Source organism: Flavilitoribacter nigricans DSM 23189 = NBRC 102662 (assembly GCF_002646595.1).
Lineage (GTDB): Bacteria > Bacteroidota > Bacteroidia > Chitinophagales > Saprospiraceae > Flavilitoribacter > Flavilitoribacter nigricans.
Map to the genome: position 1 here is coordinate 47,722 of NZ_PDUD01000042.1, position 22,605 is coordinate 70,326.

The 22,605-nt window shown below is 53.8% G+C and carries 13 protein-coding genes; 8 read left to right on the forward strand and 5 right to left on the reverse strand.

What is annotated here, in order from left to right; translation table 11 throughout:
* The first annotated feature begins 120 nt into the window (after positions 1-120).
* Positions 121-3,249 carry an adenylate/guanylate cyclase domain-containing protein gene (locus CRP01_RS32770; RefSeq protein ID WP_099154306.1) on the forward strand — a complete coding sequence of 1,043 codons (3,129 nt, stop codon included), beginning with the start codon at positions 121-123 and terminating at the stop codon, positions 3,247-3,249.
* A gap of 495 nt (positions 3,250-3,744) precedes the next feature.
* Here the strand turns inward: CRP01_RS32770 and CRP01_RS32775 are convergent, their stop codons facing one another.
* Positions 3,745-5,205, reverse strand: coding sequence for a hypothetical protein (locus CRP01_RS32775; protein ID WP_099154307.1), 1,461 nt, complete (start codon positions 5,203-5,205; stop codon positions 3,745-3,747).
* Positions 5,206-5,429: 224 nt separating this feature from the next.
* Entirely contained in the window at positions 5,430-6,566 is a 1,137-nt protein-coding gene (locus CRP01_RS32780) for a DUF4407 domain-containing protein (protein ID WP_099154308.1), read from the reverse strand.
* Positions 6,567-6,941: 375 nt separating this feature from the next.
* On the opposite strand from CRP01_RS32780, the gene CRP01_RS32785 reads away from it, so the two are divergent.
* Both CRP01_RS32785 and CRP01_RS32790 read left to right on the forward strand, forming a co-directional pair.
* Complete coding sequence (locus CRP01_RS32785) at positions 6,942-7,823, forward strand: GNAT family N-acetyltransferase (protein WP_099154309.1); 882 nt, start codon at positions 6,942-6,944, stop codon at positions 7,821-7,823.
* Between the two features lie 75 nt (positions 7,824-7,898).
* A complete protein-coding gene (locus tag CRP01_RS32790; protein WP_170110633.1) occupies positions 7,899-8,738 on the forward strand; it encodes a GNAT family N-acetyltransferase in 840 nt (279 codons plus the stop codon).
* A 123-nt stretch (positions 8,739-8,861) separates the two neighbouring features.
* Here the strand turns inward: CRP01_RS32790 and CRP01_RS32795 are convergent, their stop codons facing one another.
* Both CRP01_RS32795 and CRP01_RS32800 read right to left on the reverse strand, forming a co-directional pair.
* A complete protein-coding gene (locus tag CRP01_RS32795; RefSeq protein WP_099154311.1) occupies positions 8,862-9,302 on the reverse strand; it encodes a VOC family protein in 441 nt (146 codons plus the stop codon).
* A 199-nt stretch (positions 9,303-9,501) separates the two neighbouring features.
* Entirely contained in the window at positions 9,502-10,470 is a 969-nt protein-coding gene (locus tag CRP01_RS32800; RefSeq protein ID WP_099154312.1) for a glycoside hydrolase family protein, read from the reverse strand.
* 299 nt (positions 10,471-10,769) lie between these two features.
* On the opposite strand from CRP01_RS32800, the gene CRP01_RS32805 reads away from it, so the two are divergent.
* Both CRP01_RS32805 and CRP01_RS32810 read left to right on the forward strand, forming a co-directional pair.
* A complete protein-coding gene (locus CRP01_RS32805; RefSeq protein ID WP_099154313.1) occupies positions 10,770-11,723 on the forward strand; it encodes a pepsin/retropepsin-like aspartic protease family protein in 954 nt (317 codons plus the stop codon).
* Positions 11,724-11,927: 204 nt separating this feature from the next.
* Positions 11,928-16,211, forward strand: a complete 4,284-nt coding sequence (locus CRP01_RS32810; protein WP_099154314.1) for a hybrid sensor histidine kinase/response regulator transcription factor — start codon at positions 11,928-11,930, stop codon at positions 16,209-16,211.
* 16 nt (positions 16,212-16,227) lie between these two features.
* Here the strand turns inward: CRP01_RS32810 and CRP01_RS32815 are convergent, their stop codons facing one another.
* On the reverse strand, positions 16,228-17,646 hold the full coding sequence (locus CRP01_RS32815) for a BNR repeat-containing protein (protein ID WP_170110634.1): 1,419 nt from the start codon (positions 17,644-17,646) through the stop codon (positions 16,228-16,230).
* Positions 17,647-17,901: 255 nt separating this feature from the next.
* Between CRP01_RS32815 and CRP01_RS32820 the strand changes: the two genes are divergently transcribed.
* The 3 genes from CRP01_RS32820 to CRP01_RS32830 all read left to right on the forward strand — a co-directional run bounded on the left by CRP01_RS32820 (position 17,902) and on the right by CRP01_RS32830 (position 22,589).
* Positions 17,902-18,624 (forward strand): SAM-dependent methyltransferase, encoded by a 723-nt coding sequence (locus tag CRP01_RS32820; protein WP_099154316.1) that lies wholly within the window; start codon positions 17,902-17,904, stop codon positions 18,622-18,624.
* Between the two features lie 208 nt (positions 18,625-18,832).
* Complete coding sequence (locus CRP01_RS32825) at positions 18,833-20,383, forward strand: glycine--tRNA ligase (protein WP_099154317.1); 1,551 nt, start codon at positions 18,833-18,835, stop codon at positions 20,381-20,383.
* 313 nt (positions 20,384-20,696) lie between these two features.
* Positions 20,697-22,589 carry a glycoside hydrolase family 97 protein gene (locus tag CRP01_RS32830; RefSeq protein ID WP_099154318.1) on the forward strand — a complete coding sequence of 631 codons (1,893 nt, stop codon included), beginning with the start codon at positions 20,697-20,699 and terminating at the stop codon, positions 22,587-22,589.
* Positions 22,590-22,605 lie beyond the last annotated feature (16 nt).

Genomic DNA, 22,605 nt, shown 5'->3' on the forward strand with positions numbered 1-22,605 from the left:
GCCGGACTTGGCTGTATTTTTGTTCACGGTAACCATTACCTTATATCCCAAATACAAGGAAATAAAGAGCCCGAATTCCCATAAGTAACCACAAATTTCGTGCCCGTAAAACCCTGAACATTGAAACACCGCTACCGGACATATCGCTATTTGCTTACCATCCTTGGGGTTTTGTTCTTGCTGACTCCCTGGTGCCTGGCCCAGGAAGAAAACGTAGAGATAAAGGTATATGATTTTGGGGACGGTCTTAGCCACCGCAATGTATTAAAGATCCTGCAGGATGAAGAGGGCTTCATCTGGATGGCGACCATCAACGGACTCAATCGCTTCGACGGTTACGAATTTACCACTTTCAGCAGCCGGTCCGAAACCCACCCCATTCCCCACGATGCCGTGTCCGATATGGTGCAGGACGCCAGCGGCAATATGTGGATGTCCCATCCGGATTATCTGTATTACCTGCCGAAGAACGGCCGGGCGGGAAGTGATATAAAACTCAAGCAGGGAGATATCGTGCGCCGGGAATCGGTCATTCCCTACAATCTGCATTTCGACCTGTCCGGCAAACTCTGGATGGCCACCTACGACGAACGTTCGGCGGAAACCAGCATTCAGGTCTACCGCTCGGATTCTACCTTGCAAACGCTGTTCAAAGTGCCGGGACAATATCCCCGGCGTCCCATCGCCAGTTGGTACGGAGAAGTCTATCTGGCCGCGCACGGCACCGAGATCTGGGTACTGGATCAGGCCGGTGAGCAGCAGATGGTCTATGAGTTCCCCAACGAAAGCGAAGAGGAAGCACTGATCGTCCAATTCCAGACGACCGCCGACGGCATCTACGCCCTGCTGGATGACGGTCGCGTCTACGTAAAACGGCCCACCTGGAACGATTTTCGCGAACACCCGATCAATGATCTGGTGAAGCGGCGTTCGCCCCAGGCCAGTGCCCTGCTGGTGGACGAACGGGAAAATCTCTGGATCGGCGGGCGCGGCGTGCTTTGGTTCTACGATACGATCGCCAACCGGCTGGTGGATTACGATAGTCCGATCCGGCAGCAGGTGAAAAATACCTGCACCTACCGGCAGCTCTTCCAGGACCAGAGCGGTACGATCTGGATCGCGTCGGATTTCGGTGCCATACGGATGGTCCAGTCGGATCGCCTGTTCGCCCATTACCTGAGCGGAGGCAGTGAATATTGCAGCAATGTATTCTGCAGTGTGCGCGGCATGACGGAGGATCCGCAGGGCCGGATCTACATTTCCTATTACAATTCCATCCACGTGCTGGATCCGCAGACCAACGGGATCCGGTTGTTGTTCCCCTCCAATAATTTCTTCAATTATCCTTTCGGCCTGCAGTATCACCGGGGTTCCCTGTGGACCGGCAACGGCCTCCGGATCAACCTGAACGATCTGGCAGTAGATACCTTACTGCCGGATATTCCGCAGGAGGACCTGGGAGCCGTTATCGTGGACCGAAAGGATCAGGTCTGGATCGGTTACCGGCAGGAACTGTACCGCTTCGACCAGGCCGGAGACAGCCTGCGGCCTTTTAGCGACAGCCTCGGTCGCTGGGATACCCTGGCCGGCCGGATCAGTTACCTCTACGAAAGTCCTGCCAGCGGTGATCTCTGGGTCTCCACCCTGGAGACGGGGCTTTATCAGATAAAAGGGGGAACGGAGCGGACTAAACGCTACCACAACGGTACGGATAGCCCGGCCCAACTGGCGGCCAATCAGGTGAACGTCGTATACGAAGATCGCGAAGGCATGCTCTGGCTGGGCACCGCTAACGGCCTGCACCGTCTGAACCCCAATACCGATGAACTGAAGGTCTTCGGTGCGGAGGAAGGTCTGCCCAATCATTTTATCAACGGTATCCTGTCCGAAGGCGACAGTGTACTCTGGATCAGTACGGATAACGGACTTTGCCGTTTCAGCCTGGCCTCCTACGGCTGCACCAATTTTACGACTCAGGATGGTTTGACTTCCGATGAATTCAACCGGATGTCTTTTTTCAAATCGGCGGAAGGGCGGATGTATTTCGGGGGATTGAACGGTGTAAATGCGTTCTACCCCAGCCGGCGTTTTCTGGAAGAAGGGCAGAGCCGGCGGGATGCGAATCTCTTGTTTACCGGTTTTACCCGGCTGGACGGAGACTCGGATCAGTTGTTTTCCTACGATATCGGACTGGACCCGGAAGAAGCCATTACGCTGACCCATAACGATCGCACTTTCTCCTTTGAGTTCGCCCTGGCCGATTTCCGGCAACCGCTCATGAACCAGTACAGTTATTTTTTGGAAGGTTACGAGAATGACTGGTCGCCGGCCACTACCGTCCACGAAGTGCGTTACAACAACCTGCCGGCCGGCCGTTATACCTTTCGGGTGCGGGCCCGTTCGGCGGAAGAAGAATGGAAAACGGAGCAACTGGTCATTCCGGTGATCATCCAGGAAGCTTATTACCGGACCTGGTGGTTTTGGACGATCTGCGGCCTTATCGTCATTGCGGGCCTTTACGCCATAGCGCGCTACCGCATCTACGCCCTGCGGGAGCGAGAACGGGAACTGGAAGCGCTCGTTCAGGAACGAACCCAGGAACTGGAAGTAGAAAAACAAAAATCGGAAGAGCTGCTGCTCAATATTTTGCCGGCCGGTCTGGCCGAAGAACTCAAAGAGTTTGGTTTCGCCAAGGCCAAACGCCACGAAATGGTCACGGTAATGTTTTCGGATTTCAAGGGATTCTCACGAATTTCGGAACAACTGGAACCCGAAGCGCTGGTAGCGGAGATCGATTATTGCTTCCGTGCCTTTGACCGCATTGTGGAGAAATACAAACTGGAAAAGATCAAAACGGTAGGGGATGCCTACCTCTGCGTAAGCGGCATCAATTCGGATGAGGACGTCCGGGACGCCGAGGCGGTGATCCGGGCTGCTGTGGAGATCCAGCAGTTCCTGGCACTACGGGCCCGCGAACGCAAAGCCGGCCGCCTGCACCATTTCGAAGCGCGCATCGGCGTGCATACCGGACCCGTTGTGGCGGGGATCGTGGGCATCAAAAAATTCGCCTACGATATCTGGGGCGATACAGTCAATGTCGCCTCCCGGATGGAAACGAACGGCGAAGCGGGCAAAGTCAATATCTCCGAAACCACCTACGACCTGGTGAAGCACAAATTTCGCTGTACCTACCACGGCAATTTCCAGGAAAACAGCAGTGAGATTGGCATGTACTGGATTGAATTTTAACTTAAATGTGGAAACGTTTGAATGTGGAAACGTGTGAATGTTGGCTCCCGATCACTTAACGTTCATACATTCTAACATTTCCACATCCCAACCGCAGCCGGGAAAGGCCACCATGAAGTAAACCATTATTAACCGGCAAAACTCCAAGCTCTCCATACCCAACATTCACACCTTCCCACATTTCCACGTTCCAACTGCATCCGGGAAACGGCACCATGAAGTAAACCATTACTAACCGGGCAAATATCAAGCTCTCCATACCCCAGCATTCACACCTTCCAACATTTCCACGTTCGAACTGCATCCGGGAAACGGCACCATAAAGTAAACCATTACTAACCGGGCAAACATCAAGCTCTCCATACCCCAACATTCACACCTTCCAACATTTCCACGTTCGCACGTTACAACATTTCCACGTTCCAACTGCATCCGGGAAACAGCGCGATGATGCAAGCCTTTACTAACCGGCCACCCCAAACATCTCATTCAACCTCACCCCCGAAGCGGCAAAGGAAGTTTTTTGATCACTTCCGCCTGTTTAACGGATCCCTTTTCCGAGCGGTCAAAAAGATAGGAGACGAAGCTGGTATCGGCCAATCGGTTGTAGGCAGCCTCTATGCGGAGCAGTGAAAGCGTTTCCTGGAAGATAGCGCGGTGATCGTGATCGATGGAAGAGATCTTGATGGTCACCAGGCTGCGCTCCATGACCCCCAGGGTTAGGCGGCAGAATTCCATGTCCTTGTTGGCGATGCGGTGGCCCGTGTAAGCGCGGACGGCGGTAAAAAGCCCCAGCACGCAGATCACGAAAGTCGTTAGCGGCCGAAATCCGAAGATCCCGTCGACGGCGTAGCGGATCAGCGGGAGCAGAAAGTAGGCACTAACTATAAAGCCGAAGAAACCGATCAGGGCCAGGGTGATCTGGGTGTTGCTGATGCCGGCCATGACGCCGCGGGAACGCCGGATCATGCTGGCGGTAAAATCGAGCAGGAGGCGCATGGAGAGCAGCTCGTCCTGATTGAGTTTCTCGTAGGCCAGATGCTGCAGGTAATGCGCTTCAGTCTGGATGTATTCGGGTTCATCCAGGTGGGTGAGCCGTTCTTCGGCCAGCGCTTTGATCTTTTCGTTGACCTCGCCGGTAGCTCCGCCGCGCGGAAAACGCACCTTATAGTCAAACAGCATGGGCAGGCTGTCGCTCTGCAGGGCATCCTCCCGGGCTACGGCTTCGTCGTGCTCGATCTCGGCAATTCGTTTAATGGCCTGCACCCGCTTCTCCTGGAGGGGAGCATCCCGCAGGTACAGATAGTAATGGTGAACACTATTGATGGCCTGGGCGGCCTGCCAGAGATCCATTTCCCGCAGTTCGTCCAGTCGCTTTTTCGCCGCTTCGCGGTAGATGTTGTGCGGATAGTCTTTGAGGAAATTGATGTAATACTGCAGTTTGTCTTCCCGCTGGGCTTCCAGCCAGCGCTCTTCGAATGCTGATTTTTTATCGTACCAGTCGATAGCGATCAGTTTCAGTTCCTCGGTCAGTATGGTGAGGTTGGCTTCGAGGCTGAATTCATTGGCGTTCTTAACCGGGATCTGGTTGGAATTGAGGCGTTCCAGCCGGCCCAGTATCGTTTTGCTGTAATCACCGTCGGCAATGACCAGCGGCTGTACCCTGACCTGTTCGTACTGGTGGGCCGCTACGATCCGGCGGAGAAAAGCGGAGTGAATGAAGGGAGTGGATAACAGGTGCGGACTGAGCAAAACCAGATAGATATCGGCGTCCCGCTCATCCTGGCTGTACCGTCGTTCGGCGAAAGCCTGCTCACTGACTTCCATAAACTGAACGCTGTCCAGATGTCCTTCCAGATGCAGGCGCTCCAGATGGGAGGACAACTGCTGCTGGATGAATATGTCCTTACGGGCGTAGATGCAGGTAAGGTGGATGTATACCTTGGCTTCACTCATGCCGAAAAGATAGGGTTATTCTCCTTTATGCACAAGCATAACCGAAGATGGTAAGCAGCTGTTCTAAAGGAGGCCGGGGAAGTGAGCGAATACTAAAAGAAGACCGGTCGACCGCGATCGTTAAACTTCTGACGCGGAATACCAAAACGACGATCGCAAAGGCTCTCGGCAGAAAACCTTTGCGATCGTATAGAATGAAACAATATTTTTATACCTCCTGTAACTTAGGCCAGATTGCCCTTCACGAAAGGCAGTTCCCAGTCCAGCGGGCGGTCCGCCAAAGCGGCTTTTTTCCTTTGCAGGTACTCGTCGGTGAGTTCGCGTTCGACTTCCAGTTCCTTCTGGGTGCGGTAGATGCTGGATTCGGTATCGAACTTGATCTTATTTTTCACCGCATTGCTCAGCAGGGTGGTCTGTTCCAGATTATTCATGGCAAAAACGTGTTCCCGCTCGTGCAGCAGATAATCGTAGGGACTCCGGGAAGAGATCAGTTTCACAAATACCGGAGCGGTTTCCAGTGCGATGAAAAGCAGGGTAATGAATATGCTGGCGTAGTAGATCGCCGGGCTGGCCTGGCCGAGCCGGTGCAAGGCATCCATTCGGGCCGCCATGCCACCGTAAGCCTGACGGTCGAGGGCTGCAATGTCCGCTTCGGCCTGCTGTTCCAGGTCGGCAATAGCTTGTTGTTTTTGGGCGATCAGGGGCAATACCCGGGCCTCTACGGTTTCCAGGTCGGCTTGGGCTTTATCCGCCTGGGCCTTTTTCGTGCGGTAGATCGGTCCCAGGTTCCGGTGGCCGGAACCACCGGTGCCGTCCGCTTCCTGAATGGCCATCATGGCCAGTGTATCGCGGAGTGCAGTGGCCTGGTCGATCTCGGCCTGCAGCAGGGGAATATCGGCTTTGTGGGCTACGATCTGGGGATTGTAGCGCGACCAGACCTTATCTTCCTGCTCCTGAAAAACTTCCTGTTCCATGGTGATCAGTTCGGCATTGATCTCTTTTTCAAAGATCTTCAGTTCCAGCGGTTTGGAGATCACCAGGGCGAGTAAAACGGCCATGACCAGTCGGGGGAAAGCCACCATGAAATCCCGGAACAGGGAGCCGCGGCTTTTCATACTCGAAACAATATATCGGTCGAGATTAAAGATCATCAGGCCCCAGATGGCCCCGAAAACGACGGCCATAAAATAGCTGTCAAAAACGGTATAGATGGCGTAAGCCGAAGAGAAAAAAGCTAAAATGCCGGTAAACAGGACCGTACCGCCGATCCCGATGTATTTGTTCTCATCGGTCGGGCATTCGCGGAGGATCTCCCGGTCTACACCGGAGCACTGCAGGAGAAATTCGGATAGTCTACTCATAAGTCGGAAGTTTTTAATAACAGTATTCGGAGTATGGTATTGGGTGCTCGGTATCTGGCGCAAAAGTGTCTGATAATTAGGGAATCGGGTGATCGCAGGTCAGGTACCGGGAACCGTGCGACAAACTTCGTGGGCTAGGGAGAGAATTGCTGATTTAATAGATTAACCTAGGAGCATCTTAGATCAGCAGTTTTTTGAACGGAGGAATGTGTCGCTTATTGGATGGTTTTTTGAAGCTTAAGTAAAATTTAACCTTTGGATCATTTAGCGGGGAAAGGGCCGGGTGGGTTATCTAACGGAATGTCTGGCCGGTAGCTATGCCATTTCTCCCGATTTTCCCGTTATTTGCAATCCATTTCAGGAAATTAGGTTAGTATGGAGATCCGTTTTTTGGGGAAAACGCCACTGGCAAAGATCGTAGAGTGCTTTAATGAGGCCTTTGCCGACTATGTGGTGCCTTTCCAGGTAGAGGAGAAGCAGATCCGGCGGCGCTGGCTGAGTAGCCGGGTGGACTACGGTTTGTCCTACGGCGCTTTCGATGATGATCGACTGGTTGGCTTTATGATGACGGGAGTAGATCGCTGGAATGGCCGGAGAACCGCTTACAACAGCGGCACTGGCGTTATCCCCAGTTATCGCGGCCAGCGGATCGTCCAGCAATTGTACAAAAAGGCGCTGCCCAGTTTCCGGGAAAACAGCATCGAACAGTGTATGCTGGAAGTAATTGTGGGGAACGATCAGGCACTCAATGCCTACAAGCGGGTTGGTTTTCAGCAAAAGCGGACCCTGAAGAGCTACAGCCTGAAACAAGATCTGATAACCGAACTTCCCGGCGACCTCCAGTTCAAACAGGTATTCCGGGCTAACTGGCCCGCCTACCGGGAATTACTGGAATACGAAACGTCCTGGGAAAACCACCGTGCGGCCGTCGCCTTTCTGGGAAAAGAGATCGCGGTGTGGGAAATGTACCAGGGCGAAGATTTGTTGGGATTTTTTATCATCAAACCGGGTAGTGGACATTTATTGCAGTTTGGAGTAAAGAATCACGCCGACTGGCTGGCTGCCGGCCAACAGCTCTTACAGCAGGCCGCCAGGGTAAACGCTCGTCTACTGGTCAACAATGTAGACGAGCGGGCCGAACACTCGCTCCGGATACTGGAGGAAACGGGCCTGGAAAACTCCGTTGATCTCTACGAACTGGAACTGGATCTGCTGGCCGGGAAAAAACGCCGATGGAGCCTTTTCCGGCGAAGCTAACAGGGTACGCCCCGTATCGCCTGCAAATATCCTTATATAAACCGAAGTACATTGCTGCACCATAAAACGATTGATTTGGAAATCCGTCACCTGGGTAATACCGCTATCGAGTTGATCGTCGAATGCTTCAATACGGCCTTCGCCGATTACATCATTCCCTTTCACGTGGAGGTGGAACCGATGCGTCGGCGCTGGTCGAGCTGCCGGGTGGATTACAATTTGTCCTATGGGGCTTTCGACGGGGACCAATTGGTCGGATTTATGATCACGGGAGTGGACCAGTGGCAGGGTAAAAAAACGGGCTACAACAGTGGCACGGGAGTGATCCCGGCCTACCGGGGGCAGGGGATGGTCGGCCGCCTGTACGATGCAGCTATTCCGGAATTTCGAAAGCAGGGTATTTCGCAGTGTACGCTGGAAGTGATCGTGGGGAATGATCGCGCGATAAAATCCTACCGGAGAGTGGGGTTCCTGAAGGATCGTCGTTTAAAATGTTTTGCGAAGAAGCATGATCTTGATCTGCCGGTCAGTAAAGATTTTGCCATACGCAGAGCGGAAGCTCCGGACTGGTCCCGGTACCGGGAAATAATGGAATTCGAAGCTTCCTGGGAAAGTCAGGCCGCGGCTTACGAGGCGCTCAAGGCAGACTGTGCGATCTGGGAGCTTTTCCAGAACGAAGACCTGGTGGGGTTTATGATCCTCAAACCGGGCACAGGGCACGTATTGCAATTCGGAGTGGCCGATCGGCCCAACTGGAAACTGGCCGCGCAGCAGATCTGGCGACATGCCTTTGGTATCCATCCGGGTATTCGCATGAACAACGTGGACAGCCGGGCCCAAAAGACACTGGCCATTCTGGAGTCGGTTGGGATGGAACCGACAGTGGATCAGTGGGAAATGAAGCAGATGATCTGAGTTTTGCTAAGTACAAACCGGATTTTCAACCTCAGTATATTGACCTCCTCACCCTGTCACCCCGTCTCCACGTCTCCCCATCACCCCATCACCTTATCACCTTATCTTTCACATTCCATCCGCTCAACCCTGGGGTGCCGTGGCAAAACTTACCATCCAGTTGATACCGAACTTATCGGTAAAGCTGCCGAAATAATCTCCCCAGAAGGTGTCCGCCAACGGCATGGTGACCGTGCCGCCTTCGGATAATCCCTTGAACAGGCGCTCGGCCTCGGTTTTGCTATCGGTGTTGATGGAAACCGAAAAATTATTGCCGGCCTGGAAATTTTTGGCCCATTCTCCTCCGGTATCGCTACCCATAAGCGTAGTTTCCTCACTGATGGGTAAAGAAATATGCATGATCCTATCGAGGTGGTCTTCGGGGAGCGGCGGCATACCTTCCTGCGGCGGCATTTCCTGGAAGCGCCCGACGTGGCCGAATTCTCCTCCGAAATTCGAGCGGTAAAAATTGAAGGCTTCTTCGCAATTGCCGTTAAAGGTCAGATAGACATTGATCGTGGTCATGAGGCTTTGGTATTTGAATGAATAAATTTATCCGAAAGACCTGCCGCTTCGTGTTTGGATAATAGATTTTGGTTGATTGGGCCATCTGATGCCCGGGTACTAATCTTTACCCGAATGTACAAAAAGTTTTTAATTTTAATAAATTAAACAAAAAATAAAATAAGCTGTTGCCTACCCGACCGTTTATCAAAAAAGAACCTTATTCCCACTTGAGTTTCACCATTCGCACCCCGTTCAGTTCGTTGTTCAGTGCGGCCAGATAATACTGACCTTCGTGGAAGATCACCTCCGGGGCCGCGATGGGTAGGGTACACACCACCCGGGAATCATCGTCGATGCCGAAATACATTGGGTTCGGAGAAGCGTAGACCGTGGTGTGGCTGAATTTCCCGTAGAGCTGGGTAACGAACAGGTAATACAGATCGTGCTCCGGCAGATAGACCACCTGCGGGCATTCGTCGGAATACCGCGGACTATTGGTCAAATGGGGTGGGGTATGGCTGACCATAACCGATTCGCTCCACTCTTTCAGGTTGAGGGAAGTCCGGCAAAAGGCCCAGCCGTCATTCACCGGATTGCCGAGATGGCTGGTATAGTAGCAATAATAGGTGTTCCCTCTCTTGACCACCATCGGATCCCGGGCGGTATTGTTGGCGAAGTTGCCGTAAGGGTGCTCGGTGAACAGGTCGGGCTGACCGTTGCCGCCCAATACCCGGGTGAAATTTTTGCCGTCCGTACTTTTGGCCAGACAGATCCGTTTCCAGTCGCCGTAGAACAGATAATAGTACAGATCTTCCTTAATCACGTAGGGTGCCTGCATGCCGCCCGCCGTTTCTCCCAATGTGGTGTCGGCCACCCATTTGATGCCCCGGGGCTCCCAGTTCGTATCGGTCAGCGTGTTGCCTTCCCAGCCGTATAAGAAGCGCGTAGTGTAGGATGATCCCGGAAAATTGGATTTGCGAATGCAGGACCACAACTGCCAGGTGCCGTCCTGAGCCTGCCAGATCCCGAAGTCTACCGGTTCCTGGCCGTCAGAATTGTACTGCCCCAGATCGGGCGTGGAGGCGATGGGCCACCATGCTCCGTCAATGGTGGGAACGGGAATTTTAGTCGATTGCGCCGCCAGGTTGGAGGTGGCCAGTAGCAGCGCGAAGATCAGTTTTTTCATGTTAGAATATTTTTTAACCGGGGAACTACGATCTGATCCGGTTGGATTTAGGGAATAGATATACTGACGCGAAGTGTTTTTCAGCTAAAGGACGAATACTGATCTACCTGGACCTGAGGTAAGGTGCCAAATACTTGTCTTTTGTACCATCAGGACTCCTGATTTGGCAATACCGGACAATAGCGAAACTTTTTGCACAGCCGACTGCTGCCGGCGCAGCTAATCGGACAATACCGCAAGCCCGTAAGTAGTGATAGCCTGCAATTTTGGTAATACCTACTTACCAAAACCCGCAGGCTATGATCCGTTATTTTTTTACCTTATTGATTATCTGTCAACTCTTCCCATTTGCAGGTCGCGCCCAGGCGGATATCATCACCATCCCTTTTCGGATAATCGGCAACCTGATCGTCATTCAGGGGCGGATAGACGGGCAGCTAGGCAATCTGATCCTCGATACGGGGGTATCCAAAACTTTGCTGAACCAGCGGTTCTTTCTGGATCAGGTGACCTTCTCCACGAATGCAAGCGCCGGATTCCGCAGTTGGAAAGGGAACGTTCAGGATGCTCCAACGACGCTGATCAACCTCGAGCTGCCGGGTTTTTCCCGTAAGGACGATGCGCAACTTGTGGATCTTCGACCACTGGAGCAACATCGCCGCCTGAATGTACTGGCGGTCATCGGGGCGGAGAACTTCCGGAACTTTGAACTGGAACTGGATTTTTTATCCCGGCTGATCCGTCTGCACCCGCTGGATAAGCAGGGGAATCGCCCGGGAATTGATCCGGCACCCCTGGAAATCCTGCCCTTATCCTACCGTGGACATCTCTACTGTGTAGACCTGAGCATTGGGGAGCAACACCTCACTTTCGGACTGGATACCGGCGCGGAATTCAACGTGATCTCCGAGAATTTCTATCAGCTGCATCCGGAACATTTCTATGCAATGGGCCGCCAGATGATCCTGGGGTTAAGCGGTGGAAAAGCCGAACACGAGCTGGCGGAATTAAAACAACTCCGGACGGCGACCCTCATCCTCGCGGATCTGCGTACCATCATTATGCCCGAAAACCGTTCGTACGGACAACTCGACCGCCGGCGGGTGGACGGCCTGCTGGGGTACGAATTCTTCCACCAGCTGCGGGTTTCTTTCAATTTCAAAAAAAGGGAGTTTTACATCTGGGACGGTCCCCGGCCGGCACTGGCGGGAGGAGATATAGAGCGATCGAAGTACCTGGGAGGAAATAAGTAACAAGACGGCAAAGGCCATAATAATAAGCACTTTAGCTCCGAGCACCCGGCTGATTATACCAGGCCCTAATTATTCAACACCAACGCAACATCATTAAACAATAACGAAAATAGGATCGGGGGGTATTCTGTATATTTGGAGTAAACATATTCCAAACGCAGACACCCGGCGTTGCGCTTTTGCCCAGAATTATAAACCGCTCCTATGATCCGAGGTTTGCCTTTTATTCCTCCGATTGAAAGATCTACTCCGGCCGACGGACCTCCGCTGTTCCTGCCTTTATTGCTGCTCTTGCTCTTTTCCTCCGTTTGGTCATCCGGTCAAAAAAATGAGGCTTACCCATTCGAACAGATCAAATTTTCGGAAAGAGAAGTTTTTTCCTACGTACGGTCGATGAGTCAGGATCACCACGGCTTTTTGTGGATCGGCACCAATTATGGTCTGTTTCGCTTTGACGGTTACAATTACCGGGAATTCAAAAATGACCCGGACGATCCGGAAAGTTTGATCGATAATTTTGTCGAAACTACGCTGACCGATCACCGGGGCCGTCTCTGGATCGGGACGGAAAGTGGTCTGGACCTACTGGATCGGAAAACCGGCAAGTTCATCCACTTCCGCCACGATCCCGCTGACCCCGGCTCGCTTTCGCACAACCGCGTCACTTCCCTGGAGGAGGATCAGGCGGGCAATATCTGGGTAGGTACCCGGAATGGCCTCAATCTGCTGGATAAGGACGGTACCGGCTTCCTCCATTTTTACGCCGGACAAAGCGGCCCAAATGGCATCTCCGGCAGCCATATCCGGGCTTTGGAAGTAGACCATGCGGGTAATATTTGGGTGGGCACCTACCGGAGTGGGTTGAATCGCCTGGAGCCGATACCGGAGGTAGGGCAATTGACGGATCATCGTGCATTACGGTTCACCCATTTCACCCACGAACCGGTCGATGATCCTTACATCGTACATCGCCTGGTCAATAAATTATTCGTGGATCGGCAGGGCCGTCTGTGGATAAGTTACAGCGGAGGATTGTTCCTATTTGATCGGGAAAAAGAGACCCTGCGCCGCGTTCCGGTTCAGCCGGATGCCCCCTTTCAAACGGGAGGCATCTGGAGTTTTAGCGATGACCGGGAAGGTAATCTATGGGTGGGCACCCACGGCAGCGGATTGTACTGGATACCGGCGGCTCAAATGGCGCGGGGTGAGATCGTATTGGAGAAATTCGCCCCGGGACTCGATTTTTTTGTGCGACAGTCCGATGCGTTTCAGACCTATCCTTTTTCCCGGATCTGGACCATCTTCGAAGATCGCTCCGGCAACTTATGGATGGGCGGCCTGCAGGGCCTGATGAGAAAACAATATTACGAACCGGGATTCCGGCAGTTTCGGGATCCGCAATACTCCGGTGTGCGTTTCGATGATCACGGGATCGCAGAAGATCAGGACAGTCAACTGCTGTTCTCCAACAAACTGAAACACGAACTGCTGACTCTTGATCCCCGAACCGGGCACATCCGTCCCATTCCCGTGGATCCGAACCATCCGCCTTCCGAAGGCATTGTATTCGTTTCGGAGATCTTTGTGGACCGGCACAATAACCTCTGGCTGGGCACCAATGATCGTGGGGTCTACTTCATCACCCGGAAAACCGGAGAGATCCAGCGTTTTGCTACGGCCCTCCGGTCCCCGAAACCGCAGTCGACGACGACGGGGCTCATCCCCCAAATTTGCGAAGACAGCCGGGGGCACATCTGGATCGCTACCTGGAGAGATGGCCTGGTGCGGTACCAACCCGAAACCGAAGCATTTAACCACTTCCTACCGGACCCCACCGATCCGCATTCCATTCCGGCCAACCGGGTCAATACGGTGTACGAGGACCGCCGGGGTGAGATCTGGGTGGGCACTTATCTGGGGCTGAGCCGCTTCCGGCGGGACGAAGAACAGTTCGAGAATTATTTTCCCGATCCGGCCCGGCCCGGTTCCCTTTCGCACAAAAGAGTGACGGCATTATTCGAAGATAGCCGGGGTAATTTTTGGGTCGGTACGGAAGGCGGACTCAACCTGATGGACCGGGAACAAAAGAAGTTTCGCAACTTTCTGGAAAAAGATGGTCTGGTCAGTGACATGATCAATGATATGCTGGAGGACAGTGCCGGACGGGTTTGGCTGACTACCAAACTGGGTATTTCCACTTTTATTCCGGAACAGTTGACTGCTCCGGCCTTTCCCGGAACCGATACCTCCCGAGAACGATTTCGGAACTACACCCATCTGGACGGCCTGAAGAGTCAGAGTTACGTTAAGGGCCTGCTCAGCTCAGCTACCGGCCGGATCTATCTGGCGGGTGAGTCTGGTCTCGAATATTTTCATCCGGACAGCCTCCGGCGGGATACTATGCCTCCACGGGTGGTCATTACCAATTTTATCCGGTCTCGCCTGGATGCGGGAACGCCCCGAACGGATTGCTTCATTGCGGACCGATCCGCTCTCGAACTGTCCTACCGGGATTCGATCCTGTCTTTTGAAGTGGCGGCCCTGCATTTTCAGAAAACGACCAAAAGCCGGTATAAATACCAGTTGCAGGGATTCAGTGATCAGTGGTTTTCGCTGGGGCAAAACCGTACCATCACCTTTACCGACCTTGATCCAGGGGCCTACACCTTGCGGGTGATGGGCACGAACGGCGACGGTGTCTGGAGCCTACAGCCCGCTGAGCTTTCCATCAATATCCTGCCACCCTGGTGGGCAACGTCCTGGGCGTATGGGCTGTACACTTTGCTGCTGTTGGTCTCCGTGCGTGCGATCTGGCGGTACGAACGACGCCGGCATGAGATGCAATCCGAAGCGCGAAGGCTCCAGGAGTTGGATACTTACAAAACCCGCCTGTATACCAATATTACTCACGAATTCCGGACTCCGCTAACGATCATACTCGGGATGGTACGACAGATCCGGGATGATCCCCGGCGCTGGTACCACGAAGGGCTGGCGATGATCGGCCGGAATGGGCAACAGCTACTCCATCTGGTCAATCAGATGCTGGACCTCAGTAAACTGGACAAAGGGCGACTGGAACTGCAGCTGCGCCGGGGAGATATCGTGACCTACCTGCAATATCTGGTTCAGTCTTTCGAGTCTTACGCAGCCGGCCGGCAGGTGCGCTTGCATTTTTTGCGGGATATGGAGCAGCTGGAAATGGATTTTGATCCGGATCAGTTATTGAAAGTCATCAGTAACCTGTTATCCAATGCGATCAAACACACTCCGGCCGGTGGCGATATTTATCTCCAGCTGAGAATGCCGCAAGAAAAAGTCCTGGAGATAAGCGTGCGGGATACCGGCGAGGGGATCGCAAGGGCGGACCAGCCATTTGTCTTCGATCGCTTTTTCCGGGTTTCCGCAGAGGGATCTACCCCATCGGACGTACATTCGCCCGGAGCGGGCATTGGGCTGGCCCTGACCAAAGAGCTGGTGGAATTGATGGGAGGCAGCATTCGCGTGCAGAGTTGTCCGGGCACCGGAGCTGAGTTTCGGGTGGAATTGCCGGTGCAAAGATTGCCGGATAGTATCGGGAAAAGCTTTACTCCGGATATCGGAATTTTTGGGAAAGCTCCGTGGAGCTTGGGTAAATCATTCGAAGTCAATGAAGAAATACCTCCGGTCAATTCACCGGAAGAGAACGGAGCAATTCGCCCCTGGACTACCGGCGAAAGCCCGGAAAAAGAAACCATACTGGTGATCGAGGACAACCGCGACGTGCGGACCTACCTGGCGGCCTGTCTGGAAGGAGATTATCAGTTGGAGTTAGCCCGAAACGGGCAGGAGGGCATGGAGCTGGCTTTCGAATTGGTACCGGACATCATCATCAGCGACGTAATGATGCCGCAAAAGAACGGCTACGAGGTTTGCGAAAGCCTGAAACGCGATGTACGGACCAGCCATATCCCGGTTATTTTGCTGACGGCCAAAGCCGATCGGGAGGCCCGGCTGGAAGGCCTCGAATCCGGTGCCGACGCTTATCTGGCCAAACCATTTGACCGGGAAGAACTGCGCGTACGCATCCGGAAGTTACTGGAGCTCCGGCGGCAATTACAAACCCGTTACCAGCAGCCGGGATCGGAAGAGGTTGTTCCCGCGCTGTACCCCGAACGGGAGAATCGTTTTCTGGCCGACTTGCGGGCGGTGATCCTCGAGCACCTCCAGGATGAGCATTTTGGGATCAGTCAATTGTGCCGGGCCATCAATCTGAGCCGAAGTCAGCTGCACAATAAGATCAAAGCACTGACCGGCCATTCCACCTCGATCTATATCCGGCACATCCGTCTGGAACGGGCCCGGGAACTCCTGCTGGAAACGAATCTCAATATTTCAGAGATCGCCTACGAAGTCGGCTTTCGGACGCCGGGATATTTCACCCAGGCCTTTACGGAAACGGTGGGCATGGCACCCAGCCAGTTTCGGAAAGTCAGGGAAGGCGTCTGAAGCAGCTTGCGTCGGATTAGCGCAATACGGACGTGAGTTTGGTCAGGTCAAAATCCAGAATAGCGTAGCCGCTGCTGCCTTCCTTCAGCCCATTCGGATCGGCGGTGAACGAATAGATACCCCGGTCCCGGAGGAGCCAGCGATCGTGCTTACAGGCATTGTTGGAGGTATACTCCGGCCCCGTTAGGCTGACCAATTCCCAATCTTTCCATTTTTTTCGTGCACTCGCCACCAGACTTCGAAAACCCCGGTTGGAGGCCCAGGTTATGATCACATCGTCTTTGGCACTCACTACCAGATCGGGCCGGGTGATGGTCATACCGGCCGGCAGTTCGAGCGGACCGCTGCTGCGCCAGGAACCATCCGGTTCCCGCCAGTGGTGGAAAAATTTCAACTGGGCCCGTACCTCATCCGGCGGATTGTGTGCGAGCTTTTTCGGTCGGTAAGTACCCGGCAACTGGTAATGCACCAGATGCGGCTGGTTTCGGGAATCCAGTACCATGGCGCAATTGTTCATCAGCCAGGAATAGACGGGGATCTCCCGGACCACAATGCCGGGATCATCCAGCACGATGGCGTCATTTTTTGCGAGGTCGGCGATCTGTTGGCCGTCATTATTTTTCCAGCTCCGGCCGTTATCATCGCTGTAGGCGTAGTGGAGATCGTGATTGCTGGCCCAGGAAGCGCCCGTTTCCCGGTAGGTCCAGCTCACGTGCATGCGGTTGTTCCGGTCGAACAGGACTTCGTTCAGGTAGGCGTTCCGACTCTCGCTGGAATCCCAGGGGACGTAGGTACCCTCCGACCCGAAAAGATAGCCGGAAGAGACCGTCCAGGTACCTTTCGCACTATCGTATTGCGCAACCACCGTGCGGCCGTTACCGCTACCACCGGAACGGTACATCATAAAAAGTCGCCCGTTATTGTCGTTTAGAAAACGGGGGTAGGTGACCCGTTGCGGGGCATCGGCGGTGAGGGGCTGGGCCGATTCAAAATCTTCCGGACTTAGGGACGCCGGTGGATCCGTGAGCAGGCCGGCCCGCGATTTGGTGTAGCGCAGGTCATTGGCGTGGTGATCCCAGGATAGGTGCAGGCGCCCGTCTCCGGGGCTGATGCCGAGTACGATGTTCCGGTGCCGGTCGTCCGGATTGATGGTCAGGAAGTGCTTTTCCAGTCGGAGGGTCTCAACGCTGTGATCACGCAGGTCCCTGCGGGTAACCACCAGTATTTTGTCAACATCCCAGTAAGCAGAATATTGGAAATCGCCGTAGCTGATCACCTTATCCTGATCAAAGGCGGCCCAGTTGAATTTCGGCCAGGCTTCCTCATCTACCGGGATCGTACGTATCGGCGCAACCGTACGCCGGTCGGAAGATAAGGGCCCCGAAGTGGAGCAGGCAACGATTAGGGCCAGCGGTAGCAGAGCGATCCATTTCATGACTTGCATATTGTGAAGGTTCAACGATCGGTTTGGTACCCTAGGGACGTTTTCCGGCGGGAGGTCCGTCTAAAGGCGGTCGGAAGAATTATGCCGGCCAGTGATCACAAAAGAGATCGGAAGTTGCACGCCCGCCCGGATTGTGTTAGTTTCGCTGCGGTAGCAGAATACCGGGATTTACCCGCAAATCGGTAGCATTCCATTACCTTATTTGTGCCTCCGGATAACTGAAAAAATATTAGCTGAAAGCAAATTATGGCAGCCCAGAAAGGAAAACTATATCTTATTCCCGCTCCTCTCGGGGAGGGGGCCATCCACACTTTACCCGCCTACGTGATCGAGATCCTGCACGGTCTGAATTACTTCATCGCCGAGCGTGCCAAAACGGCCCGGCATTTCATCAAGGATACCGAACCGGTAAAGGCCTTTTCCGAGCTCCATTTTTCCGAACTCAACAAACGCACCGAGCCGGAAGAATTGCGGCCCATGCTGCAACCCGCCCTGGACGGACACGATATGGGATTGCTGTCGGAAGCCGGCTGCCCCGGCGTGGCGGATCCGGGAGCACGCATCGTTCAATTGGCGCACGAACAGGATATTGAGGTCGTCCCGCTGGTTGGGCCATCCTCCATCCTGCTGGCCCTGATGGCATCGGGCATGAACGGGCAGAGTTTCGCCTTTCACGGCTATCTGCCTCCCAAGCGCCCGGATCTGGCCCGGGAGCTCAAGCAAATGGAGCAACTATCCGGCCGCCACAAACAGACCCAGGTCTTTATCGAAACGCCTTACCGCAATCAGGGATTCATCGAAACGGCCCTGGAAACCCTCCGTCCGGATACGCTTTTCGGCATAGCCGCCGATCTAACCCTGCCTACACAGTATGTTGCTACCCATCCGGTTAACTTCTGGAAGCGCAATCCGCCGCCCGATCTCCACAAACGACCTGCTATTTTCCTCATCTACAGACCTTTTAAGTAGACGCGTTTTTATATCTTTGCGCCTCCTTTGGAACGAAATAGCTCGCAAAGGCGTAGTAATTATTTAAATTCTCGAACGAACGGGCACTTTTCGTCCGTTTTGGGATAGGAGCAAAAGATAAATTCAGCATTCAAAACAGGTGTCGGCGGGATTGAAGCAGGGCGTCCACCGTCAACGATCTACCGACCACCGTCAACTATATTGTAAAATGTCGCAGCAGAGTGATCAATTTAAGAAGCTGGTAAGCCACTGTAAGGAATACGGATTCATCTACCAATCAAGTGAGGTATACGATGGCCTGGCCGCCGTATATGATTACGGTCCTTACGGGGTAGAACTTAAAAATAACATCAAGGAATACTGGTGGAAGGCGATGGTACAGATGCACGAGAACATCGTGGGTATCGATGCCGCTATTTTTATGCATCCAAAGACCTGGAAGGCTTCCGGCCACGTGGACGCTTTTAATGATCCGCTGATCGATAACCTGGACAGTAAGAAACGCTACCGGGCCGACGTACTGATCGAAGAGCACATCGACAAGATCGAAGCCAAGATCACCAAAGAAGTGACCAAGGCCGCCAAGCGTTTCGGCGACAGTTTCGACGAGCAGCAGTACCGGAGCACCAACGGCCGCGTAATGGGTTACCAGGAGCAGATCGATACGATCACCAAGCGACTGGCTCAGGCCATGACCGACGGCAACCTGGAAGAACTCAAGAACCTGATCGTTGAACTGGAGATCGCCGATGATACCGGTTCCCGCAACTGGACGGACGTGCGTCAGTTCAACCTGATGTTCTCCACCCAGCTGGGTAATATCGCCGGAGAAGAAGGCAAATTGTATCTGCGCCCCGAAACGGCCCAGGGTATTTTCGTCAACTTCCTGAACGTTCAGAAAACGACCCGTCAGAAATTGCCGTTCGGTATCGCCCAAATCGGTAAGGCATTCCGGAATGAGATCACGGCCCGTCAGTTCATTTTCCGCATGCGGGAATTCGAACAGATGGAAATGCAGTTTTTCATTCCGCCGGGATCGCAGGCTGACTGGTACAAATACTGGAAAGAGGCCCGGATGAAATGGCACCTGGCGCTGGGTACGCCGCAGAGTAAACTGCGTTTTCACGACCACGACAACCTGGCCCACTATGCCGATGCGGCGGTGGATATCCAGTTTGAATTCCCATTTGGTTTCAAAGAACTGGAAGGTATCCACTCCCGTACAGATTTTGACCTGGGCAGCCACCAGGAATTATCCGGTAAGAAGCTGCAGTATTTTGATCCGGAGTCGAAAGAAAGCTATGTCCCTTACGTACTGGAAACTTCCATCGGTTGTGACCGGATGTTCCTCGCTACCATGAGCAATGCCCTGGTAGAAGAGCAGGTGCCCGGCCAGGATGATCCGAACAATACGCGGGAAGTGCTGAAATTGCATCCGGCACTGGCGCCCGTTAAGTGTGCCGTTTTCCCGCTGAAGCGGAACGACGAACGCCTGGTGTCCAAAGCCAAAGAGATCTTCAATCAACTGAAATTCTCTTTTCCGACCCAGTACGATGATATCGGATCTATCGGTAAGCTCTATCGCCGCCAGGATGCGATCGGTACGCCTTACTGTATCACGGTCGATTTCGAAAGTCTGGATGACAATACCGTTACGATTCGCGAACGCGATAGCCTGACTCAGGAGCGCGTGCCCATCGAGCGGGTAGAACAGATCGTGAAGGAGCGAATTGATATGGTACAATTGTTCCGTGATTAAGAGATGATCATGCGCACCGCGCAATGATCCTCCCGCATGAGGTCCGGTGGATCGAAATCGGGATGGTACAATTGTTTAGATAATACCTCGCATCATTGCGTAGAGCAGAAGGCGTGGAGCAGGACATTGCTTCGCGCCTTTTGTGTTTTGGAGAGATCCTTCCCGCAGGATACAGTGTGGGAGGATGCATTTTACGTCCTCAGGATATTCCGCCGGATTTTCGGCCTGCGTCGCAGTCATTCCGGAGCATACCCGGCAAAGTATTCCGGCAAACTTTTCAGGCACGCCTTAAAACCTCGCTAAGCATTTACATATGAGCAGATCTAAATTTTCTCTCCTTTACTTTCTTCCCCTGTTACTGGGTTTCGCGGCCTGTTCTCCACTCGATCGGGTTGTAGTGGAAAGTCCGGACGGTCGTTATCAGTTTGTGCTGAAGATCGAAGAAGGCGTCCCTTTTTATACCGTCGAATTTGACGAGCAGGTGATCATTGAACGATCGGCACTGGGCCTGCAAACCAGCGACGGTAAGCTGCTGTCAGAAAATGTCTCCATCGCATCGGTAGATAGCCGGGAGCACGACAGTCGTTGGGAACCCGTCTACGGCGAGCGGGCGGAATACTCCGAACAATACGAGGAAGCCATCGTGGAACTCGAGATCGGCGGATCGGCCCCGGATGTCCTCCATTTTACGATCCGGTCCTACAATGAAGGAGTCGCCTTTCGCTACGAATCGGAACGGGGAAGAGCGATCAGTCGGGAAGTTACGGAGTTCTCCCTGCCGGAAGACCCTACGCTCTGGGTCTCGCAGCGGGCCCAGTCCCCCATTTACGAAACCCGCCTGTCGGCTTTGCAGGATACGGTGGACCGGCCCCTGTTGGCCCAACTCTCCGACTCCCTTTTTGTGGCGCTCGGAGAGGCGGCGCTGGTTGATTTTGCCCGCGGCAAACTGGGGCGCCGGCCGGAAGCGGGTATACTGGAGATCGTGTTAAGCAGCGAGGTCGTTTACGAAGATGCTTTTGTCAGTCCCTGGCGAACGGTCATGGCCGGCCGCACGGCGGGAGAGATCCTGGAGAACAATTATCTGCTACTCAATCTCAACGAACCGAACCGGATCGAGAATACGGAATGGATACAGCCCGGAAAGGTGATCCGGGAAGTGACCCTGACTACCCAGGGAGGAATGGCCTGTGTGGACTTCGCCGCGAAACACCGCCTTCAATACATAGAATTTGACGCCGGCTGGTACGGTAGTGAATACGATGATGCTTCCGATGCCACAACGGTCACGGTCGATCCCAATCGCTCCAAGGGGCCGCTCGATCTGCCGGCCGTTATTGAGTACGCCAAGAGTAAAGACATCGGCGTGCTGTTGTACGTCAACCGGCGGGCGCTGGAAAAGCAACTGGATGAAGTGCTGCCCCTGCTGCGTTCCTGGGGCGTCAAAGGCGTGAAGTACGGCTTCGTGCAGGTGGGTTCTCAGCAGTGGACAGACTGGTTGCACCAGGCCGTACGTCAGGCGGCCGAAAACGAACTGATGATCGATATTCACGACGAGTACCGACCGACGGGCTATTCCCGCACCTATCCCAATTTGATGACCCAGGAGGGGATCCGCGGGGATGAGGAATCGCCCCCGAATAGTATGGTCCTGAATACCCTGTTTACGCGTATGATGGCGGGTGCCGGCGATCATACGAATTGCTATTTCGCGGCCCGGGTGGATGAAAAAATGGGCTCCCATGCCTCGCAGCTCGCCAAGGCAGTCTGCATTTACAGCCCCTGGCAGTTCCTCTACTGGTACGACCGACCGGAAGGATCGCCGACCAAAGCCGGAGGGGCCGGCAACAGCGAACGGCATATCCAGGAGGTGCCGGAGCTGACCTTTTTTGATCGGTTGCCCACCGTTTGGGATGATACCCGGGTGCTGGACGGTTACCCCGGTAGTCACGCCGTCATTGCCCGCCGTAGCGGCAATACCTGGTACATCGGAGCGCTCAACGGTGAAACGGAACGGGAATTTGTCATCCCACTGGAATTTCTGGACCCGCAAAAAAACTACCAGGCGACCATCTTCCTGGATGACGAAAGTGTGGATACCCGTACTAATGTGAGGATGGAGCATGTTTCAGTGAACGCCCGCGAGCTTATCCGGGAAAAGCTTGGTGCCCAGCGGGGGCTGGCGATGATCATCCGGTTGGAGGAGTAAAAAGATAAGAGTTGTT